This window comes from Desertimonas flava (assembly GCF_003426815.1).
GTDB classification, from domain to species: domain Bacteria; phylum Actinomycetota; class Acidimicrobiia; order Acidimicrobiales; family Ilumatobacteraceae; genus Desertimonas; species Desertimonas flava.
In genome coordinates this window covers 45,659-62,097 of the sequence record NZ_QKYK01000017.1, presented here as the reverse complement: position 1 = coordinate 62,097, position 16,439 = coordinate 45,659, and the positions used below count along the sequence as shown (strand labels likewise).

14 protein-coding genes are annotated in these 16,439 nt (G+C 69.1%); 6 read left to right on the top strand and 8 right to left on the bottom strand.

Annotated features, from left to right (window positions below):
* Together DN771_RS18320 and DN771_RS18315 are read right to left on the bottom strand one after the other, a co-directional pair.
* On the bottom strand, window positions 1-1,278 hold the full coding sequence (locus DN771_RS18320) for an acyl-CoA dehydrogenase family protein (RefSeq protein ID WP_116999002.1): 1,278 nt from the start codon (window positions 1,276-1,278) through the stop codon (window positions 1-3).
* Window positions 1,279-1,281: 3 nt separating this feature from the next.
* Window positions 1,282-2,841 (bottom strand): AMP-binding protein, encoded by a 1,560-nt coding sequence (locus DN771_RS18315; RefSeq protein ID WP_162942104.1) that lies wholly within the window; start codon window positions 2,839-2,841, stop codon window positions 1,282-1,284.
* A gap of 200 nt (window positions 2,842-3,041) precedes the next feature.
* On the opposite strand from DN771_RS18315, the gene DN771_RS18310 reads away from it, so the two are divergent.
* Together DN771_RS18310 and DN771_RS18305 are read left to right on the top strand one after the other, a co-directional pair.
* Window positions 3,042-3,836, top strand: coding sequence for an enoyl-CoA hydratase (locus DN771_RS18310; RefSeq protein WP_162942103.1), 795 nt, complete (start codon window positions 3,042-3,044; stop codon window positions 3,834-3,836).
* Window positions 3,837-3,925: 89 nt separating this feature from the next.
* Complete coding sequence (locus DN771_RS18305; RefSeq protein ID WP_116998999.1) at window positions 3,926-4,567, top strand: TetR/AcrR family transcriptional regulator; 642 nt, start codon at window positions 3,926-3,928, stop codon at window positions 4,565-4,567.
* Between the two features lie 28 nt (window positions 4,568-4,595).
* Here DN771_RS18305 and DN771_RS18300 read toward each other — a convergent pair whose 3' ends face one another.
* Genes DN771_RS18300 through DN771_RS18285 form a run of 4 tightly spaced genes read right to left on the bottom strand, consistent with a single transcriptional unit; the run spans window position 4,596 to window position 9,146 of the window.
* Window positions 4,596-5,306 (bottom strand): ABC transporter ATP-binding protein, encoded by a 711-nt coding sequence (locus DN771_RS18300; RefSeq protein WP_162942102.1) that lies wholly within the window; start codon window positions 5,304-5,306, stop codon window positions 4,596-4,598.
* Window positions 5,303-6,982, bottom strand: coding sequence for a branched-chain amino acid ABC transporter ATP-binding protein/permease (locus tag DN771_RS18295; RefSeq protein WP_116998998.1), 1,680 nt, complete (start codon window positions 6,980-6,982; stop codon window positions 5,303-5,305). The genes DN771_RS18300 and DN771_RS18295 overlap by 4 nt, the downstream gene beginning before the upstream one ends.
* Complete coding sequence (locus DN771_RS18290; RefSeq protein WP_116998997.1) at window positions 6,979-7,863, bottom strand: branched-chain amino acid ABC transporter permease; 885 nt, start codon at window positions 7,861-7,863, stop codon at window positions 6,979-6,981. The genes DN771_RS18295 and DN771_RS18290 overlap by 4 nt, the downstream gene beginning before the upstream one ends.
* Complete coding sequence (locus tag DN771_RS18285) at window positions 7,860-9,146, bottom strand: ABC transporter substrate-binding protein (protein ID WP_162942101.1); 1,287 nt, start codon at window positions 9,144-9,146, stop codon at window positions 7,860-7,862. Before DN771_RS18285 ends, DN771_RS18290 begins: the two co-directional genes overlap by 4 nt.
* Before the next feature lie 183 nt (window positions 9,147-9,329).
* Here DN771_RS18285 and DN771_RS18280 point away from each other — a divergent pair, with 183 nt between their 5' ends.
* The 4 genes from DN771_RS18280 to DN771_RS18265 are packed head-to-tail and all read left to right on the top strand — an operon-like array spanning window position 9,330 to window position 14,364.
* Complete coding sequence (locus DN771_RS18280; protein WP_162942100.1) at window positions 9,330-10,586, top strand: acyl-CoA dehydrogenase family protein; 1,257 nt, start codon at window positions 9,330-9,332, stop codon at window positions 10,584-10,586.
* A gap of 1 nt (window position 10,587) precedes the next feature.
* Window positions 10,588-12,165: an AMP-binding protein gene (locus DN771_RS18275; RefSeq protein WP_116998994.1), complete on the top strand. Its 1,578-nt coding sequence runs from the start codon at window positions 10,588-10,590 to the stop codon at window positions 12,163-12,165.
* Between the two features lie 41 nt (window positions 12,166-12,206).
* Window positions 12,207-13,826, top strand: a complete 1,620-nt coding sequence (locus DN771_RS18270; RefSeq protein WP_162942099.1) for an NHL repeat-containing protein — start codon at window positions 12,207-12,209, stop codon at window positions 13,824-13,826.
* 58 nt (window positions 13,827-13,884) lie between these two features.
* Window positions 13,885-14,364: a nuclear transport factor 2 family protein gene (locus DN771_RS18265; RefSeq protein WP_116998992.1), complete on the top strand. Its 480-nt coding sequence runs from the start codon at window positions 13,885-13,887 to the stop codon at window positions 14,362-14,364.
* A 48-nt stretch (window positions 14,365-14,412) separates the two neighbouring features.
* Here the strand turns inward: DN771_RS18265 and DN771_RS18260 are convergent, their stop codons facing one another.
* Both DN771_RS18260 and DN771_RS18255 read right to left on the bottom strand, forming a co-directional pair.
* Window positions 14,413-15,537, bottom strand: a complete 1,125-nt coding sequence (locus tag DN771_RS18260) for an alpha/beta hydrolase (RefSeq protein WP_116998991.1) — start codon at window positions 15,535-15,537, stop codon at window positions 14,413-14,415.
* Window positions 15,534-16,436, bottom strand: a complete 903-nt coding sequence (locus tag DN771_RS18255) for an alpha/beta hydrolase (protein WP_116998990.1) — start codon at window positions 16,434-16,436, stop codon at window positions 15,534-15,536. The genes DN771_RS18260 and DN771_RS18255 overlap by 4 nt, the downstream gene beginning before the upstream one ends.
* Between the last annotated feature and the right edge of the window lie 3 nt (window positions 16,437-16,439).

The following is a 16,439-nucleotide window of genomic DNA, read 5'->3' as shown; positions in this document are numbered from 1 at the left end:
TCATGAGCTGCCGGGTTGCTGGCCCCAGGCGACGTGCTTGTCGACCCTCGGTTCACCCGGGAGACCGAGCACGCGCTCACCGATGATGTTGCGCATGATCTGCGACGAACCAGCCTCGATCTGGTTGGCGACCGATCGCAGGTACGCGTGACGCAGCTGGTCGTCGGTGAGCACCGACGGGTCGTCGCTCGCCTCGAACGAGTCGGCCAGCCACCCAGCGGCGGCCACCGCACCCGCGTCGTGGGCCCCGACGCGCGGCATCTCGTACGACGCGTACAGCAGGGCCTCGGTGCCGAGCAGGTCGGCACACAGGTTCATGATCCGCTGGTTGACGAGGCTCGAGGCCAGCTTGCCGATCGAGCCCTCCGGCCCGACCGACCCTCGCTGGCGGTTGGCGGCGACCCGCATCGACGTCAGTCGGTTGACCTCCGCGTCGATCCAACAGGTGACGAGCCGAGCCCTGGTCTCGCCGCCAGGCCGTCCCCGCCGCCCGTACAGCCGCATCGCCTCGCCGATGGCGCCGGAGCCGCGGGGCGCGATCGTGGCGGCGTTGGCATCGCGCTCGTGGGTCAGCGTGGTGGTCGCGACCCGCCAGCCGTCGTTGACATCGCCGATGCGATCGTCGTCGGACAGGACGAGGTCGTTGAGGAACACCTCGTTGAACTCGGCGTCGCCGGTGAGCTGCCGCAGGGGCCGCACCTCGATGCCCGGCTGGTGCATGTCGATGAGGAAGTAGGTCAGGCCGCGATGCTTCGGCTGGTCGGGATCGGTGCGCGTGAGCAACATCGCCCGGTCCGACACGTGGGCCAGGCTGGTCCACACCTTCTGACCGTTGACGATCCACTGCGACCCGTCACGCACGGCCCGCGTCGACACGTTGGCGAGATCGGAGCCGGCACCGGGTTCGCTGAACAGCTGACACCACAGCTCCTCACCGGTGAACATCGGGCGCAACAGCTGTTGCTGAGCCGGGGTGCCGTGATGGACGATCGTCGGGGCGGCGTGGCCGATCCCGATCGCATTGCGGAGTCGGGCGCTGGGCGCGCCCGCCTCGTACAAGCGCTGCAACACCACGTTCTGCAAGCGGGCCGAGACGCCCAGCCCACCGAGGCCGACGGGGTGGTCCACCCAGGCGAGCCCGAGGTCGAACTGGGCCCCGAGAAACGTCCGGCGGTCGGTGGAGGCCGGCGGGCACTCGGCGAGGAGCTGATCGATGCGTTCGTCGACGAGCTCGCTCTCGGAGGCCGTCGTCGTGGGGGCGGTGTCGAGGTGCGTCACCGTTCAGACCAACTTCGACTCGCGGTTGCGCCAGTACTCGTCGCGTAGCCGTCGCTTATAGAGCTTGCCGTTCTCGTCACGGGGCAGCTCGGCGACCAGGTCGAACGAGCGGGGGCACTTGAACCCGGCCAGACCCTCTCGGCAGAAGCGGTTCAGATGGTCGATCAGATCGGGCCGGTCGAGGTCGGCGGGGGCGACTTGGACGACGGCCTTGACCTCCTCGCCGAACTCGTCGTTGGGCACCCCGAAGACGGCCACGTCGATCACGTCCGGGTGACCCGCCAGGTGCTGCTCGATCTCGGCGGGATAGATGTTGACGCCGCCTGAGATGATCATGTTGCTCAGGCGGTCGGTGAGGTAGAGGTAGCCCTCCTCGTCGATGCGGCCGATGTCGCCGGCGGTCACGAGGTTGTCGCCGTGATAGACCGATGCCGTCTTCTGCGGGTCGTCGTGGTACTCGAAGCGGTTCGCCGCGAACGCCTCGAAGTAGATCAGGCCCTCGCCGCCGGGGGGCACCGGCGAGCGGTCGATCAGATCGAGGATGTGGATCGTGCCCCCCGACCAGTGCCGGCCGACCGATCCGGGATGCTCCAGCCAGCTGGCCGAATCGATGAACGTCGCGCCACCTTCGGTCGCCGCGTAGAACTCACAGATGATCGGCCCCCACCACTCGATCATCGCCCGCTTCACCGAGGCCGGACACGGGGCGGCCGCGTGGAACGCCTTCTGATGGGTGACGCCGCGATAGGCGGAGCGCACGTCGTCGGGCAGGCGCAACATCCGCTGGAACATGGTCGGCACCCACTGTGAGACGGTGATGCCCTGGGAGTCGAGGAGGCCGAGCGCCGTCGCCGCGTCGAACTTCGTCATGATCACCGAGGTGGCGCCGACCGTGTGGGCCCCGAAACTCCAACTCGACGGGGCCGAGTGGTAGAGCGGCGCGGGGCTCAGGTACCGGTCTCCGGGCCCGATGCCGAACGTCGCCATGATCAGGTTCGACACCGAGGTGAACTCCGACGGGTGTTGGCCACTCAGCTTCGGCTTGACGCCCTTCGGCCGGCCGGTCGTACCCGACGAATAGAACATCGGCCCGCCGGCGAGCTCCCGTTCGATGGGGTGGACGGGGTGCTCGCCGAGGAACGTGGCGAAGTCGATCAGGTCGTCGTTGCCGACGGCCGCCGCGCCGACCTGGATCTCGATCACGTTCGTGGCCGCCAGTGCCGCCGCGGCGTCGGCCGACGTGCTCGGACTGGTGATCACGACCTTGGCCCGAGAGTTCTCCAGCACGTACTGCGTCTCGCCGGACGTCAGGTGCCAGTTGATCGGCGTGACGTACATTCCGCTGCGGGTGGCGGCCCACCAGGCGACGGCGAACTCGATCGAGTTCTCGAGCATGATCGCCACCGTGTCGCCAGGGCCGCAGCCGAGCGCGGCGATACCGTGAGCCAGGGCGTTGGACCGCTCGTCGAGCTCACGGTAGGTGATCTCGGACGACCCGTCGTCGATCACGCAGGCGACGGCGTCGGGCCACAGCCGGGCACAGTCGCCGAGGTATCGAGTCACCGGACGTGGTTCGTCGGTCGCGCTGTCACGTGTCTGGATCTGCTCGGTCGGCAACGTGGTTCTCCCTACGAGTGGAGGCGCTCTCGGTGACGTCGTTCCGGTGGACGCTCCCCCATATGTGGGCCCCTTGTCCGGAACTCCGCGCCCCCTTGCAAAGTTTCGTTATTGACATCAGTTTCGAAGAACTGGACTATAAGACCGTGATCCAAGCCAACGCAAGCGAGGCGACGACCGTGCGGGTCGAGCGACGGGGACGAGTCGGGATCGTCACGCTGAACCGCCCCGCCCGCCGCAACGCCCTCTCCTCCACCCTGATCGAGGAGCTCCCTCGCCTCGTCACCGAGCTCGGGGCCGACGGGTCGGTTGACGCCATCGTCCTCACCGGGGCCGACCCGGCGTTCTGTGCCGGCCTCGACCTCAACGAGCTCGGCTCGACCGGCGACAACCTGGGCCTGCCCGACCGGCCCGAGTACCCCTGGCCATGGCGAGTCGAGGTCCCCGTGATCGGGGCCATCAACGGCCCCGCGGTCGCCGGCGGGTTCGAGCTGGCCTTGCACTGCGACGTGCTGCTCGCCTCCGATCGCGCCCTGTTCGCCGACACGCACGGACGTGTCGGCCAATTCCCCGGGGCGGGACTCACGGTTCGCCTCGTCGAGGCCGTGGGCCTCCAACGCGCCCGCATGCTGTGCCTCACCGGCAACTTCATCGACGCCGCCACCGCGGCCCGGTGGGGCCTCGTCGTGGATGTGTTCTCCCACGAGGAACTTCTCGAGCGAGCGACCGGCATCGCAGCTGACATCGCCGACAACGACCGGCGCTTCGCGCGACGCATGCTCGCCCACTTCGAACAGCTCGCCCGGCTCGACCGGGCGGCCGGGATGGAGCTCGTCGCCGAGGAGATGCGCACGTGGAACGATGACTTCACCCCTGACGACGTAGAGCGACGTCGTCAGGCGGTGTTGGCGCGATCGCTCGAACAGCGGAGCGGTCGGTGACGGGGGCACGAGTCCGTGGGGATTCACGCGATTCCCCACGGCCGATGACACAGTATGGTCCAGCCCTGCATCGCGCCGCCTGAACACGTATGGACCAGACACCTCTCCCCCGCCCGAAGGTGGCCTCGCCTCCTGCGACCACGAAGGGTCGCCGATCGAGCGAGGCCTTTCGTCGTGCCGCCGCCGACGTGTTCGCCGACAAGGGCTTCCTCAACGCCACCGTCGCCGATATCGCCGCCGCTGCGAAGCGTTCGCCCGCCGCCTTCTACTACCACTACGAGAGCAAGGAAGACGTCCTCATCGCCCTGTTCCGCGACTTCAGCGACGCGGTCATGGAACGGGCGAACCAGATGTTCGACCCGAAGGCGGAACCAGAAGCGCAGATCGACCAACTCGTCGGCAACTTCGTCACGATCTATCAGGAGTGGCTGCCCGTGCTCACGGCGGTCTTCCAGCAGTCCATGGTCGACGAGACCTTCTACGGGCACTGGAAGGCGATCCGGCAAGCGGCCGTCACGTCGATCCGTTCGTGGGTGACGAACGCGCAGCGCAAGGGCTCGGGGCGAGACCTCGACGCCAACCTCGCGGCCTCGGCGCTCGCCGCGATGCTCGACGGCTTCTGCTACGTGTGGTTGGCCCGAGAGGGCGACCTCGACGACGTGGACTTCGACATGAAGAGCGCGCAGCACACGCTCTCCGCACTCGTCTACCGCAGCCTCTACTCGGGCTGACCGGCCCGGCGGACGAGCGCGACCGGGCCTACAGCAGCGTCCACAGATCATCGCGGGCGACGAGGGCCTCGTCGGCAGGGCCTTCATGGACGACCTCGCCACGCTTGAGCACGCAGACCCGATCGGCGACCTCCACCGCCTGCCGAACGTTCTGCTCGACCACGACCACGGCGAGACCACGGTCGGCGGCCAGCGTTCGAAGCGCGGCCATCAGGTCGCGGATCACGGTCGGGGCCACACCGAGCGACGGCTCGTCGAGCAGCATCACCGTCGGTTCGGTGAGCATCGCCATGGCAATGCTCAACATGCGCTGCTGTCCTCCACTGAGCGTCCCGGCCCGCTGGTTCAAGCGCTCGGCGAGGATCGGGAAGAGCTCGAACACCTCGACCAACCGATCGGCGGTCGGCGGTGCCGACGCTCCGACGGCGAAGCGGGCGAGGCCGAAGTTCTCGCGGACGCTGAGCGTGGCGAAGACGAACTGTTGCTGCGGGCTGTAGGCGAGGCCGTGACGGACCCGATCGTGGCTCCCCGCGCTCGTCACGTCGACTCCGCCGATGGCGATCCGTCCGTCGTCGAGCGGGAGGAGACCGAAGATCGCCTTGAGCAGTGTCGACTTGCCGGCACCGTTGTGGCCCAGCACGGCGACGATCTCACCCGGCGACACCGCCAGGTCGACGCCGCGCAGCACGGTGGCCGCCCCGTACCCGGCAACCAGGCCACGAGCGCCGAGACCGGTCACTTGATCCCCAGGTACGTCTCGAGCAGCCGGCGGTCGCCCATCAACTCGGCCACGGAGCCTCGCGCGACGATCCGGGCTTCGTCGAGGAGGTAGGCAGTGCCGTCGAGCTCGCGGATGAGATCGAGGTTGTGCTCCACGATGCACACCGCCGTTCCGGCGGCGGCGAGATCCCTGATCGTCTCGACGACCAGGGCGACCCACGAGCTGTCGGTTCCTGACGACGGCTCGTCGAGCAGCACGATCGTCGGGCGCACAGCGAGCACCCGCGCCAGCGCGACGAGCTTCTGCTCGCCGTAGCCGAGGTCGGCCACCGGACACGATCGATCGGCGACGAACCCGACGCGGTCGAGGATCGCGCCGGCCTCTGCCAGCACCACCCCACGCTGGCGGAACGTCCTCACCGGATGGCGCAGGATGCCGCGCAGCGTGGTGCCGACCTGTCCCCCGATCCCGACGGCGACGTTGCCGAGCGCCGACATCGAGCCGAACAGGCGAACGTCCTGGAACGAGCGGGCCACGCCGTGGCCGACGACTTGATCGACGCGCAGCCCGGTGAGCTCGCGCTCGGCCATCCACACCGAACCCCGGTCCGGGGCCAGCGCTCCCGCGAGAACGTTGAACAGCGTCGTCTTGCCGGCGCCGTTGGGGCCGATCAGCGCGGTGATCGACCCCGGTGCGAGCTCGATCGACACCTCGTCCAGCGCGCGCACACCACCGAAGTCCTTGCCGACCTGTCGAGCCTCCAGGGGCGCTGACGCCTCCCGTGAAGACACGCCGACGACAGGGCCCACATCACTACCGCCCCGCTCGGCCACCCGTTCCCGGAAGAGCCCCTGGGGACGAAGCAGCATGAAACCCACCAGCGCGGCGCCGTACACGATCTGTTGGATCTGGGCGCTGTGGTCGGCACCGAGGTCGACCGACTTGAGCATCTGCGGGATGGCGACGAGGACGAACGCGGCGATCACCGACCCCCAGAGGTTGCCCATGCCGCCGAGCACGACGATGGCTGCGATGAAGATGGTCTGGTCGAGGTTGAAGGCCGTCGGGGCAACGAACGCGAAGTACGCCGACCACACCGAGCCGACGAGACCGGCCACGCCCGCCGAGAGCGCGAACACCGAGAGCTGAGTGCGGAACGTGTTGACCCCGACCGCGCTGAGTGCGGTCGGTTCGTCGCGCAAGCCCTTGAGGATCCGCCCGTACGGCGACTCGACGACCGCCAGACACACGACGACCACGATGACGAGCAGCACCACGTTCACGGGCAGGAACCCCCACGGCGTGCGTGGCTCGAGACCGAAGACCCACGCTCCCGGGATGGGGAACTTGCCCGTGGCCCCGCCCGTGAGGTCGATCCACGAGCTCTCGAGTCGGTTGACCACGCTGAGGAACGCGAGCGTCAGGAGGACCACGTACTCACCCTGCACCCGACGCACGGGGAGGGCGAGAACGGCCCCGAGCAGCGAGCTGACTGCGATCGCAGCCAACGTGGCGGGCAGGAAGCCCCAGCCGTGATCCGCGGTCAGGACGGCCGACGTGTACGAGCCGATCCCGAAGAACGCCGCGGTGGCGAGCGACAGCTGTCCGGCCACGCCGAGCAGCACGTTGGCGCCCACGGCGAGCATGGCGAACATCAGGCCACGGTTGGCGACGTCGATCCAGATGCTGTTCACGACGGCGACGCCAGCAGTCCCTGCGGCCGCAGGAGCAGCACGAGGAAGAGGATCACGAACGACACGATCTCCTGCCAGTGGCCCGGCAGCCAGAGGCCACCGAGGTTCTGGCTGACCCCGAGGATCAGGGCGCCGAGCACGGCGCCTGCCGTGCGGCCGACCCCACCGAGGAACATCGCCACCAGCCCCGACATGATCGGGTCGATCCCCATGGATGGCTGGGCCGACGTCTTGGCCGTCTGGTAGAACGCGGCGAGCGCGACCAGGCCGGATCCGATGGCAAAGGCCACGAGGTAGACGCGCTGGAGGTCGACGCCGACCGCTCGCGCCATCGTGGGGTTGACACGAGCCGCCACCATCGCTCGCCCCCAACGGGAGCGGACCTCGAATCGCAAGGTGGCGGCGACGATCGACCAGACCGCCAGGACCATCACGAGGTCGACGACCGTCACCCGCACCGGCCCGAACTCGATGGCGTTCGACGGGAAGCGACCGATGTTGCGCGGTCGCGTGCCGAGCACGATCGACAGCACGTTGATGCCGACGATGAACAGTCCCATCGACGCCAGGAACATCCCGAACCCCGACGAACCCCGGTTGCGCAGCCGCCGGTAGAGCGTCACCTCGGTCGCCGCGCCGACGACCATCGCCGCGCCGACGCCGGCGGCCAGGGCGAGCGGCCGCGGCAACCCGGCCGTTCCGGCGACGAGGGCAGTCACGTACGCGGCGACCACGAACGTCAAGGCATGGGCGAAGTGGAACACCTTCGTCGTCGAATAGATCACGCTCCAGCTGGCCGCGACGATCGCGACGAAGCTGCCGTCGACGAGGCCGTCGACGAAGAGCTGCGCGGCGAGGTCGAGGTCCGGGAGGACGCTCACCCGGCGTCTTCGAGGGAGGCCCCGAGCTCCAGCTCACCATCGGTGACGAGCCCGATCAGCGTCGGGACGCCACCCTCGACGAGATAGAAGCCGTGGGGCTTCAAGGTCTGGGCTCCCGTCTCGACATCCCACGCGACCGGTGTGCCCACGCTGCTGTTGGGCATGTGCGGATCACCGCTCAACGCCGCGATCATCGCTGCGCTGTCGTTGGGATCGCCGCCCTCGCGCACCACCCGGGCGGCCAGCTCGGCGATGTGCACGGTGTTGTCCCAGAAGAGCGCCGAGAAGACGTCGATGTCGAGGCCGGTCGCCTCCGGATAGCCGGTCAGGTAGAGTTGGGCGAACGGATCGCTGAGCGTGGCGTCCTGGGCGTCGGTCACGAAGAGGTACCCGTCGTCGCTGCCGCCGGACGCCTCGGTGACGGCGGGATTCCAGTCGACCCCGACGATCTGCCCCTCGAAGCCTGCGTCGCGAAGGGCGTTGATACCGGTCGCCGTGTCGCCGCCGAACGTGACGATGAAGACGACTTCGGCATCGGCCCCGACGACTCGCGTCGCACTCGCGCCCATGTCGGCCTCGCCCACAGCGACGAGTTCCTCGATCACCAACTCGTTGCCGAGCTCGGTCCACCGGTCCGTGATGAGCTTCGCCGATGCAATCGCCGACCCCTCGTTCCACACCATCAGCGCGGCGCGCTCGATGTCGGGACTGGTCTCGACGACGTAGTCGGCGAGCGCCGGGTAGGGGTCGGTCGCCGTCGGACGACCCATCCAGAGGAAGTCGCTCACGTCGAGCTGATCTTCCGTCGCCCCGGCCGTCTGGAACAGCAAGGTGCCCGACTGCTCGACGATGGGCACGACCGCGAGCGTCGCCGGCCCGAACGAGGACTGGATGACGGGGACGCCATCGGACACGAGGGTGCGTGCCCCGGCGGTGGACAATTCCGGGTCCCCCGCACCGATGTCCTCGGTGTGGAACTCGATCGCCGGCCCACCCGCGGCGCGGATCTGCTCGGCGGCGAGCTCGGCACCGGCGAGCATGGCGTCACCCAGGAACGAGAAGTCACCCGAGCGCGGGATCAGCTGACCGACGTCGACGGTCACGTCGGCGAGGTCGAGGTCGCTCCAGTCGTATCCGGCCTCCGCGAAGACCTGGGCGATGCCGCCGGTCGGTTCCGACCCGACCGGTTCCGTCCCGGTCGGGGCCGTCGCCGCGACGGATCCGGTCGCGGCGCCCACGGCCGCCAGTCCGGCGGCCACCGCCGCCAGACGCCGGGCCGTCATGTTCAGTCGTCCTGTCGGATTCATTGCTGCTCCCCCCATGCGTGCGCGATGACGTCGTCCCGCGACGCCGATCTGTCTGTCGATGTCGAGTGTCCGAGCCCGCCTATCCGCCCGGCCGGGCTGGATCTCGGTGTGACGGACGTCCTACTATGCATCTTTGTGATTTCGATGTCAAAAACGAAAATGACGTCGAACCCCCCGGACCACAGTGGGCCCGGCGACGGGTCCGACCACCGCCCCGAGCTGGAATCCGTCGCCGACTTCGAGCGACGCGCCCGCTCCTGGCTCGCCGCTCACGGCCGCCGTCGCGTCCCCGGGTCCAACGACTCGCTGGCTCTGTTCCCCGAGTGGGAACGCCCCGAATCGGCCACGTGGGTCGACGACGCCCGAATGTGGTTGACCGCCCGCCACGAAGCCGGCTTCGCCGGGATCACGATCTCGCGAGCGAGTGGTGGCCTCGGGCTGACGGCCGAGCACCAACACGCCTTCGAGAGCGCCGAGAGCGAGTACGAGACAGCACCTGACGAGATCTGGGCTATCGGGCACCACATGGTGATCCCCGCGATCGACCGATTCGGCACCGCTGAGCAACGTCGCCGGTTCATCGTGCCGGGGCTGCGCGGCGACCTGGTGTTCTGCCAGCTGTTCTCCGAGCCCGACGCCGGTTCCGACCTCGCCGGCCTCCGTACGACGGCGCGCCGAGACGGTGACGCGTGGATCGTCGACGGTCAGAAGGTGTGGACGTCGGTGGCCCACGTCGCCCACTACGGGATGCTCTTGTGCCGGACCGATCCGGCGGCCCCCAAACACCGCGGCATCACGTGCTTCTTGGTCCCGCTCGACAGCCCAGGCGTGACCGTTCGGCCGATCCGACAGATCACCGGAGGTTCGGCGTTCAACGAGGTGTTCCTCGACGGCGTCGTCGTCCCCGACGAGCTGCGCTTGGGAGCGGAGGGCGACGGCTGGGCCATCACCCGGACGACGCTCAATCTCGAGCGGGTGTCGTTGTCTCTCGCCGGCCCCAACACCGATCCCACACGCCTCATCGCCCTGGCCCGTGAACGGGGAGTCGCCGGCGACGCGGTCGTGCGCCAGTCGCTTGCCGACGTCGTGACCCGGCGCCGGGTCACCGAGTTGACGTCGGCACGCGTGACCGACGTCAGCCGAAGCGGCGGCGATCCCGGGCCGCTGGCGTCGACCCTGAAGCTGCTGTCGACCGAGCTGCTGCGGACGATGGGGCACACCGCTGCGCTGATCCTCGGTGCCAGCCTCGTCGCCGACACAGGCGAGTGGGGCACGTACGCGTGGGGTCGCCAGATCCTCGAGACGGCGGGGCTGCGCATCGGCGGCGGCACCGACGAGATCCAACGCAACGTGCTCGCCGAGGGCATCCTCCGCCTGCCCCGTGATCCCCGGCCCGCCACGGCGAGCGAGGTCTGATATGCACATCGGTGCCTGGGCTGCCCACACCCCGGATGCCGTCGCCGTGGTGTTCGACCGGCCAGACGGTGCCGTCGAGCTGACCTACGACGACCTCGATCGCAGCTCCAACCGAGTCGCCCACTTCCTGCGGGACGAGCTGGGGCTCCGCCCCGGTGACCCGGTGGCGGTGATGACCGGCAACATCCCCGAGTTCGCCAGCGTGTGGTGGGCCGCGATGCGATCGGGTCTCTACCTCACACCGATCAACTGGCATCTCGCGCCCGGCGAGGTCTCCTACGTGCTCGGCGATTGCGGCGCCAAGGCGGTGTTCTACGAGGAACGCCTGACCGACGTGATCGAACGGGCCGTCGCCGACCGCGACCTCGGCGGGACGGGCACCCCACCTGTCGGCATCGTGATCGGCGGGGACGCGGGGCGCGCCGGCGATCTCCGGTGGGCCGATGCGCTCGCTCGTCACGACGACCGAGCGCTTCGCGTCGAGACGATGGGAGCGTCGATGTTCTATTCGTCCGGCACCACCGGCCGGCCCAAGGGGATCCGGGTCGCCCTCACGGGTCTCGATCCGGCGAGCAACCCGAGCCTGGGCGAGTCGATCCTGCGGACGTGGGGCCACGACGAGTCGACCCGATACCTCTCGCCCGGTCCGCTCTACCACTCGTCACCGTCGATCTGGAGCTTCGGGATGAACACCATCGGTGGCATGGCGGTCGTGATGGATCGCTTCGACGCCGAACGGGCCCTCGCCCTGATCGAGCGGTACCGCATCACGGCGAGCCAGTGGGTGCCGACGATGTTTACCCGCCTCCTGCGGGTCCCGACCGACGTGGCCGCCCGGTACGACCTCTCGTCGCACGAGGTCGCCTACCACGCGTCGGCCCCCTGCCCGGTGGAGGTCAAGCGCCGGATGATCGAGTGGTGGGGGCCGATCCTGGTCGAGTTCTACGCCGGTACCGAGGGCGGTTCGACCTGCATCCGGTCCGAGGAGTGGCTCGAACGACCGGGCTCTGTCGGGCGCCACTGGACCGGGGGCACGATCCACATCGTCGACCCGGCGACGGGCGAGGACCTGCCGCCGCACCGAGACGGCCTCGTCTACTTCGACGTGATGACGAACCACCGCTTCGAGTACCACAACGCTCCCGGCAAGACGGCTGAGATCCACCGCGAGGGCCAGGTGACCCTGGGCGACATCGGCCACCTCGACGACGACGGCTACCTCTTCCTCACCGACCGCCTGAGCCACATGATCATCTCCGGCGGCGTCAACATCTATCCGCAGGGGATCGAGGAGGTGTTGTCGTCGGATGATCGCGTCGAGGACGCCGCCGTGATCGGTGTGCCCAACGACGATCTCGGTGAGGAGGTCAAAGCCGTCGTCCAGCTCCGAGCCGGAGTCGGCGCCACGCCGCCCCTCGCCGCCGAGCTCATCGCGCTGTGCCGCGAGCGACTGGGCAGCATCTCGATCCCCCGATCGGTCGACTTCGTCGACGAGCTACCGCGTGACGCCAACGGCAAGCTCTACAAGCGTCGCCTCCGCGATCAGTACTGGGCCGGGCGCGCCTCGCGCCTGGTGTGAGCGTCACCTCGACCGACACGCCCGACGACAGGACTCTCCACATGGACCACATGGACACCGATCTCCGCTCCCGCTGGTCGCACTACGAGGAGTACGAGCCGCGTCCGGGCGCCGGCTGGACGTTGACCACGATCGTCGCGCCGAACCAGCTGTACGTCTCCAACGGCATCCGCATCGCCCCCGATGGCCGGCTGTGGATCACGGAGGTGAACGGCGACCAGATCTCGGCGTGGGATCCGGCGACCGGCCGGCTCGACATCGCCGACCCGATGGGCTCACCGATGGAGGGGCCGGACGACCTCGTGTTCGATTCGGCCGGTACCTGCTTCGTCACGGAGACGCTCAACAACCGGGTGAGCCTCCGTGCGGGCGAGCGGTACCAAGTGCTGCTCGACGACACGATCGCCCCCAACGGCATCGCTCTCGACCCGGCGACCGACCGACTCTTCGTGGACGAGATGCGCGAGGGTGGTCGTGTCCTCGAGCTCGATCGCCACGAGCTCAATCGGTACCGGGTGATCGCCGAGGGGTACGACTGGCTCAACGGGATGGAGCGCGGGCCCGACGGGCGCCTGTACTTCCCGCAGGTGTTCTCCGGCGCTGTCGCGGCGACCGATCCCGACGACCCCGAGGTGACCACGGTGGCCGACCGGTTCGCCCTACCGACGGCCGTGAAGTTCGCCGCCGACGGCCGGCTCGTCGTCGCCGACGCCGGCACTGGCGAGGTCGTCGCCGTCGACCTCGTCTCCGGCCACCGGCAGCCGCTCGCCGCTCCCGGGCCGACGATCGACAACTTCTGCTTCGACGCAGCGGGCGCGCTGTACACCTCGAACTTCGTCGAGGCCCGGGTCGAGCGGTGGGATCCGACCACTGGCCTGCGCACGGCGGTGATCGCCCCCGGCGGGCTCCTGGGGCCGGGCTCGATCGCCCGTTGGGACGACTCCGCGTTGCTCGTCGCCGACCACAACAGCATCCTGCGCGTCGATCGTGACGGACGCATCGATCGCCTCACCAGACTGCTCGCCGGACAGCAGTTCGTGGCCAGTGCCGCCGCACGCATCGGCGACGAGCTGTTCGCCCTGACGATGGCCGGCGAGATCCTCGCCATCGATCCGGCGACGTTGGCCACCCGCAGCGTCGTGACGACCGCGGGGTCGATGAGCGAGCAGATCCTCGGTCTCACGTCGGGCGGGGCGAGCGCCCTCGCAGCATCTCGCTCGGCGCTGTACGCCGCCATCGACGGGCGCGTCGTCCAACTCGATCGCGACGGAGCCCGGGTCAGGGAGATCGAAGTCGGGCTCGACCAGGTCGACGCCATCGCCGTGTCCGCCGACGATGCTCAGGTGGCGGCGTGCGACCGCGTGACCGGAACGATCGCCGTGTGGACCGTCGGCGAGGTCCGCCACCACGGCGGCCTGGCCCAACCTGAGGCGGTCGCCGTGCTGGCCGACGGCGTCGCCGTTTCCGAGGTGGGCACCCGCCGGGTCGTGCTCGTCGCCCCCGACGACCGACGCGACGTCGTCGCCGCCGACCTCGCCATCGGCATGCCCCGACGATCCGACCGCCGCGGCCGCTCGGCGTCGTTGTACGCCGAGGACCCCAGGACGCTCGTGATCGGCTGTGACGGCGACGGCAGCATCCGACGCGCCACGGCCTCGTGACCCCGAAGCAGCCAGTCGCCGCCATCATCCACCGCCACACCGACAAGGGGAACCACTCATGACCGAACCGACCGCACTCGATTCGCGAGATCCCGAGCTGCTGCGTGTCGTCAGCGAGGCGTACTACGACTACGCCGAGGCCGCCGACGACGCCGACCCCGAGGCCTTCGCCGCCAACTTCACGAACGACTGCCGCTTCGACGGCGGCCGGCCGGTGCCGAGTCGGGAGTGGATCGCCGGGCACGCCCGTCGCCTCCTCGGCCTCTTCCGGGAGACGAGCCATCACATCAGCCAGGTGCGGGTGCGTTCGGTCGACGGCGACGTCGTGCACGCCACCGCCTACGTGCAGGCGTGGCATCGCAAGCTCGACGGCGACACGTTCTGGGCGCTCGGTTCGTACCGGTCCGCCCTGCGCCTCGACGAGGGCCGCTGGCGATTCTGCGAACACTCGATCGTCCTGCACGGCAACGAAGGCAGCGATGGTCGCGAGTATCTCCGCCGCCCCCGCAACGACCTGTCGGCTCCTACCACGAGCTGACCCGGGAGGAGGACGGGAGGGCGAAGGATCTCCACCCACCCGTCGACGTCACGCCGGCCCGGCTCCGTGGGCTGCGGTCCACTCGGCCACGACGTCGGCGAGCGCGGATCGCTGACCCTCGCCCTGGAAGTAGTGGTCACCGGGCAGCGTGACCATCTGCTTGTCAACGGCGCCGATGGACCCGAGGATCTCCTCGGCCTGCAGGGGGAACACACCCGAGTCGGCATCGGGCTGCACGAGAAGCGTCGGCAGCTCGAGCCGTTCGAGGTGCTGAGCGCCGCGACAGTCGGACTCCGTGAGGCTCCACATGTTGAGCCACGTGCGCAGCGTGCTCACGGTGCCGATCCCGAAGACCCCGGCGTTGGCCTTCGCCGGGTCACCGAGGTAGCAGTGCGGCGTCGGACGCGCTGACGGATCGATGGTGGGATCGACGAACCGGGGGTCGGCCCAGGTGCGCCGCATCACGAAGAGCTGATCGCCGATCCCCTCGGAACGGAGCTCGTCGAGGCGCTCGAGGCACCACGTCGTCAGCCGTTCGTTGCGGGCCCGTTGCCCGGCCCGATAGCGGGCCACGAACTCGTCGGAGTACGGCGGCTGGACGGTGCCGTTGAACAGGTCGAGGTTCTCGTCGCGCGGGGCCAGCGGGTCGTGCTCGTCGATGACGCTCGGGTCGAGCCAGTCGGTGAGGATCTCGGGCCGGCCGGGATGGGCCGCCACGAACACGAAGAGGTCGGCCGCGGGCAGGTCCTCGATCTGCGGGACGAGCGGCCGACCGATCGCCGGGCGGATGGTCACCGAGCGCGACTGGGAGTGGTAGGCGGACATCAGCGATCCGCCTCCCGAGTTGCCGAGCAAGACGACACGTTCGACGCCCTGCTCACGCAGCCAGCGCACACCGACGGCGATCTCGGCCAGGGCGTGGTCGAGGAGGAAGTACGGCTCGGCGCCGCGAAACCGGGTGTTCCACCCGAGGAAGCCGTAGCCCCGCTCCGCCAGGTGATCGGCGAGGTAGTGCTCGGAGAAGTCGACGTTGTAGTGCGTGGCGATGAAGGCAGTCGTCGGCTGGACCCCCGTCGGCGCGTGGTAGATGCCCTGGCACGGATAGCCACCGGCTCCGGCGCGCCCGACGATCGGTGACGGCAGGCCGACGAACGTTCTCGTCACGTCGGTCACGCCGCGTGCTCCTTGACGAAGTCGACCATCATCCCGAGCGCTTGCCACGAGACGTGGCCCTGCGGGAGCAGCGGAGCGAAGTACGGGAAGATGTGGAGCATCTCGGGCCAGACGTGCAGGTCGCACGGCACGCCGACCGCGGCGGCGTGATCGGCGATGCGCTGCGAGTCGTCGAGCAGGATCTCGTCGCCGCCGACGTGAAGCTGCAGGGGAGCCAGTCCGGTGAGGTCGGCGTAGACCGGTGAGATCAGCGGGTTGGTCGGGTCACCGTCGGCCATGTAGTCGTTCGCCATCACGCTGATGAACTCGATCATGACCATCGTGTCGACCGCCTTGTTGGTCGTCATCGACTCGCCCGTGAAGCTCAGGTCGGTCCACGGGGACATCAGCGTGGCGCCGGCCGGTTGCGGATGCCCGCCGTCCCGGAGGGCGACGAGGAGCGCCAGGGACAATCCGCCGCCGGCGGAATCGCCCGAGACGACGATGCGACCAGGGTCGACGCCTGACTCCACCAGGGCCAGGTAGGCGGCGACGGCGTCGTCGACAGCTGCAGGATGGGGGTGCTCCGGACCGAGCCGATAGTCGACCTGCACCGACCAGCCACCGGCCAGCCCGGCGAACGTGCCGACGAAGCCCTGATGGCTTCGCAACGAGCCGATCGTGTAGCCCCCACCGTGGAGGTAGAAGAGCACCGGTCCCTGGGCGGTGCCGTCGAACTCGATGTACCGCACCGGGACACCGCCCAGCGTGTCGTCACGGACTCGGGCGCCGTCGGGCAACGGGATCAGATCACCGAAGCGGTCCTGACCCTCCCGCTGCGTGGCGAGCGTCGGCTCGCCTTCGACGACTCCTTCCATCAACGGAGCCAGGGCGGCTTCCAATTCGGCCCGTGCAGACATCGC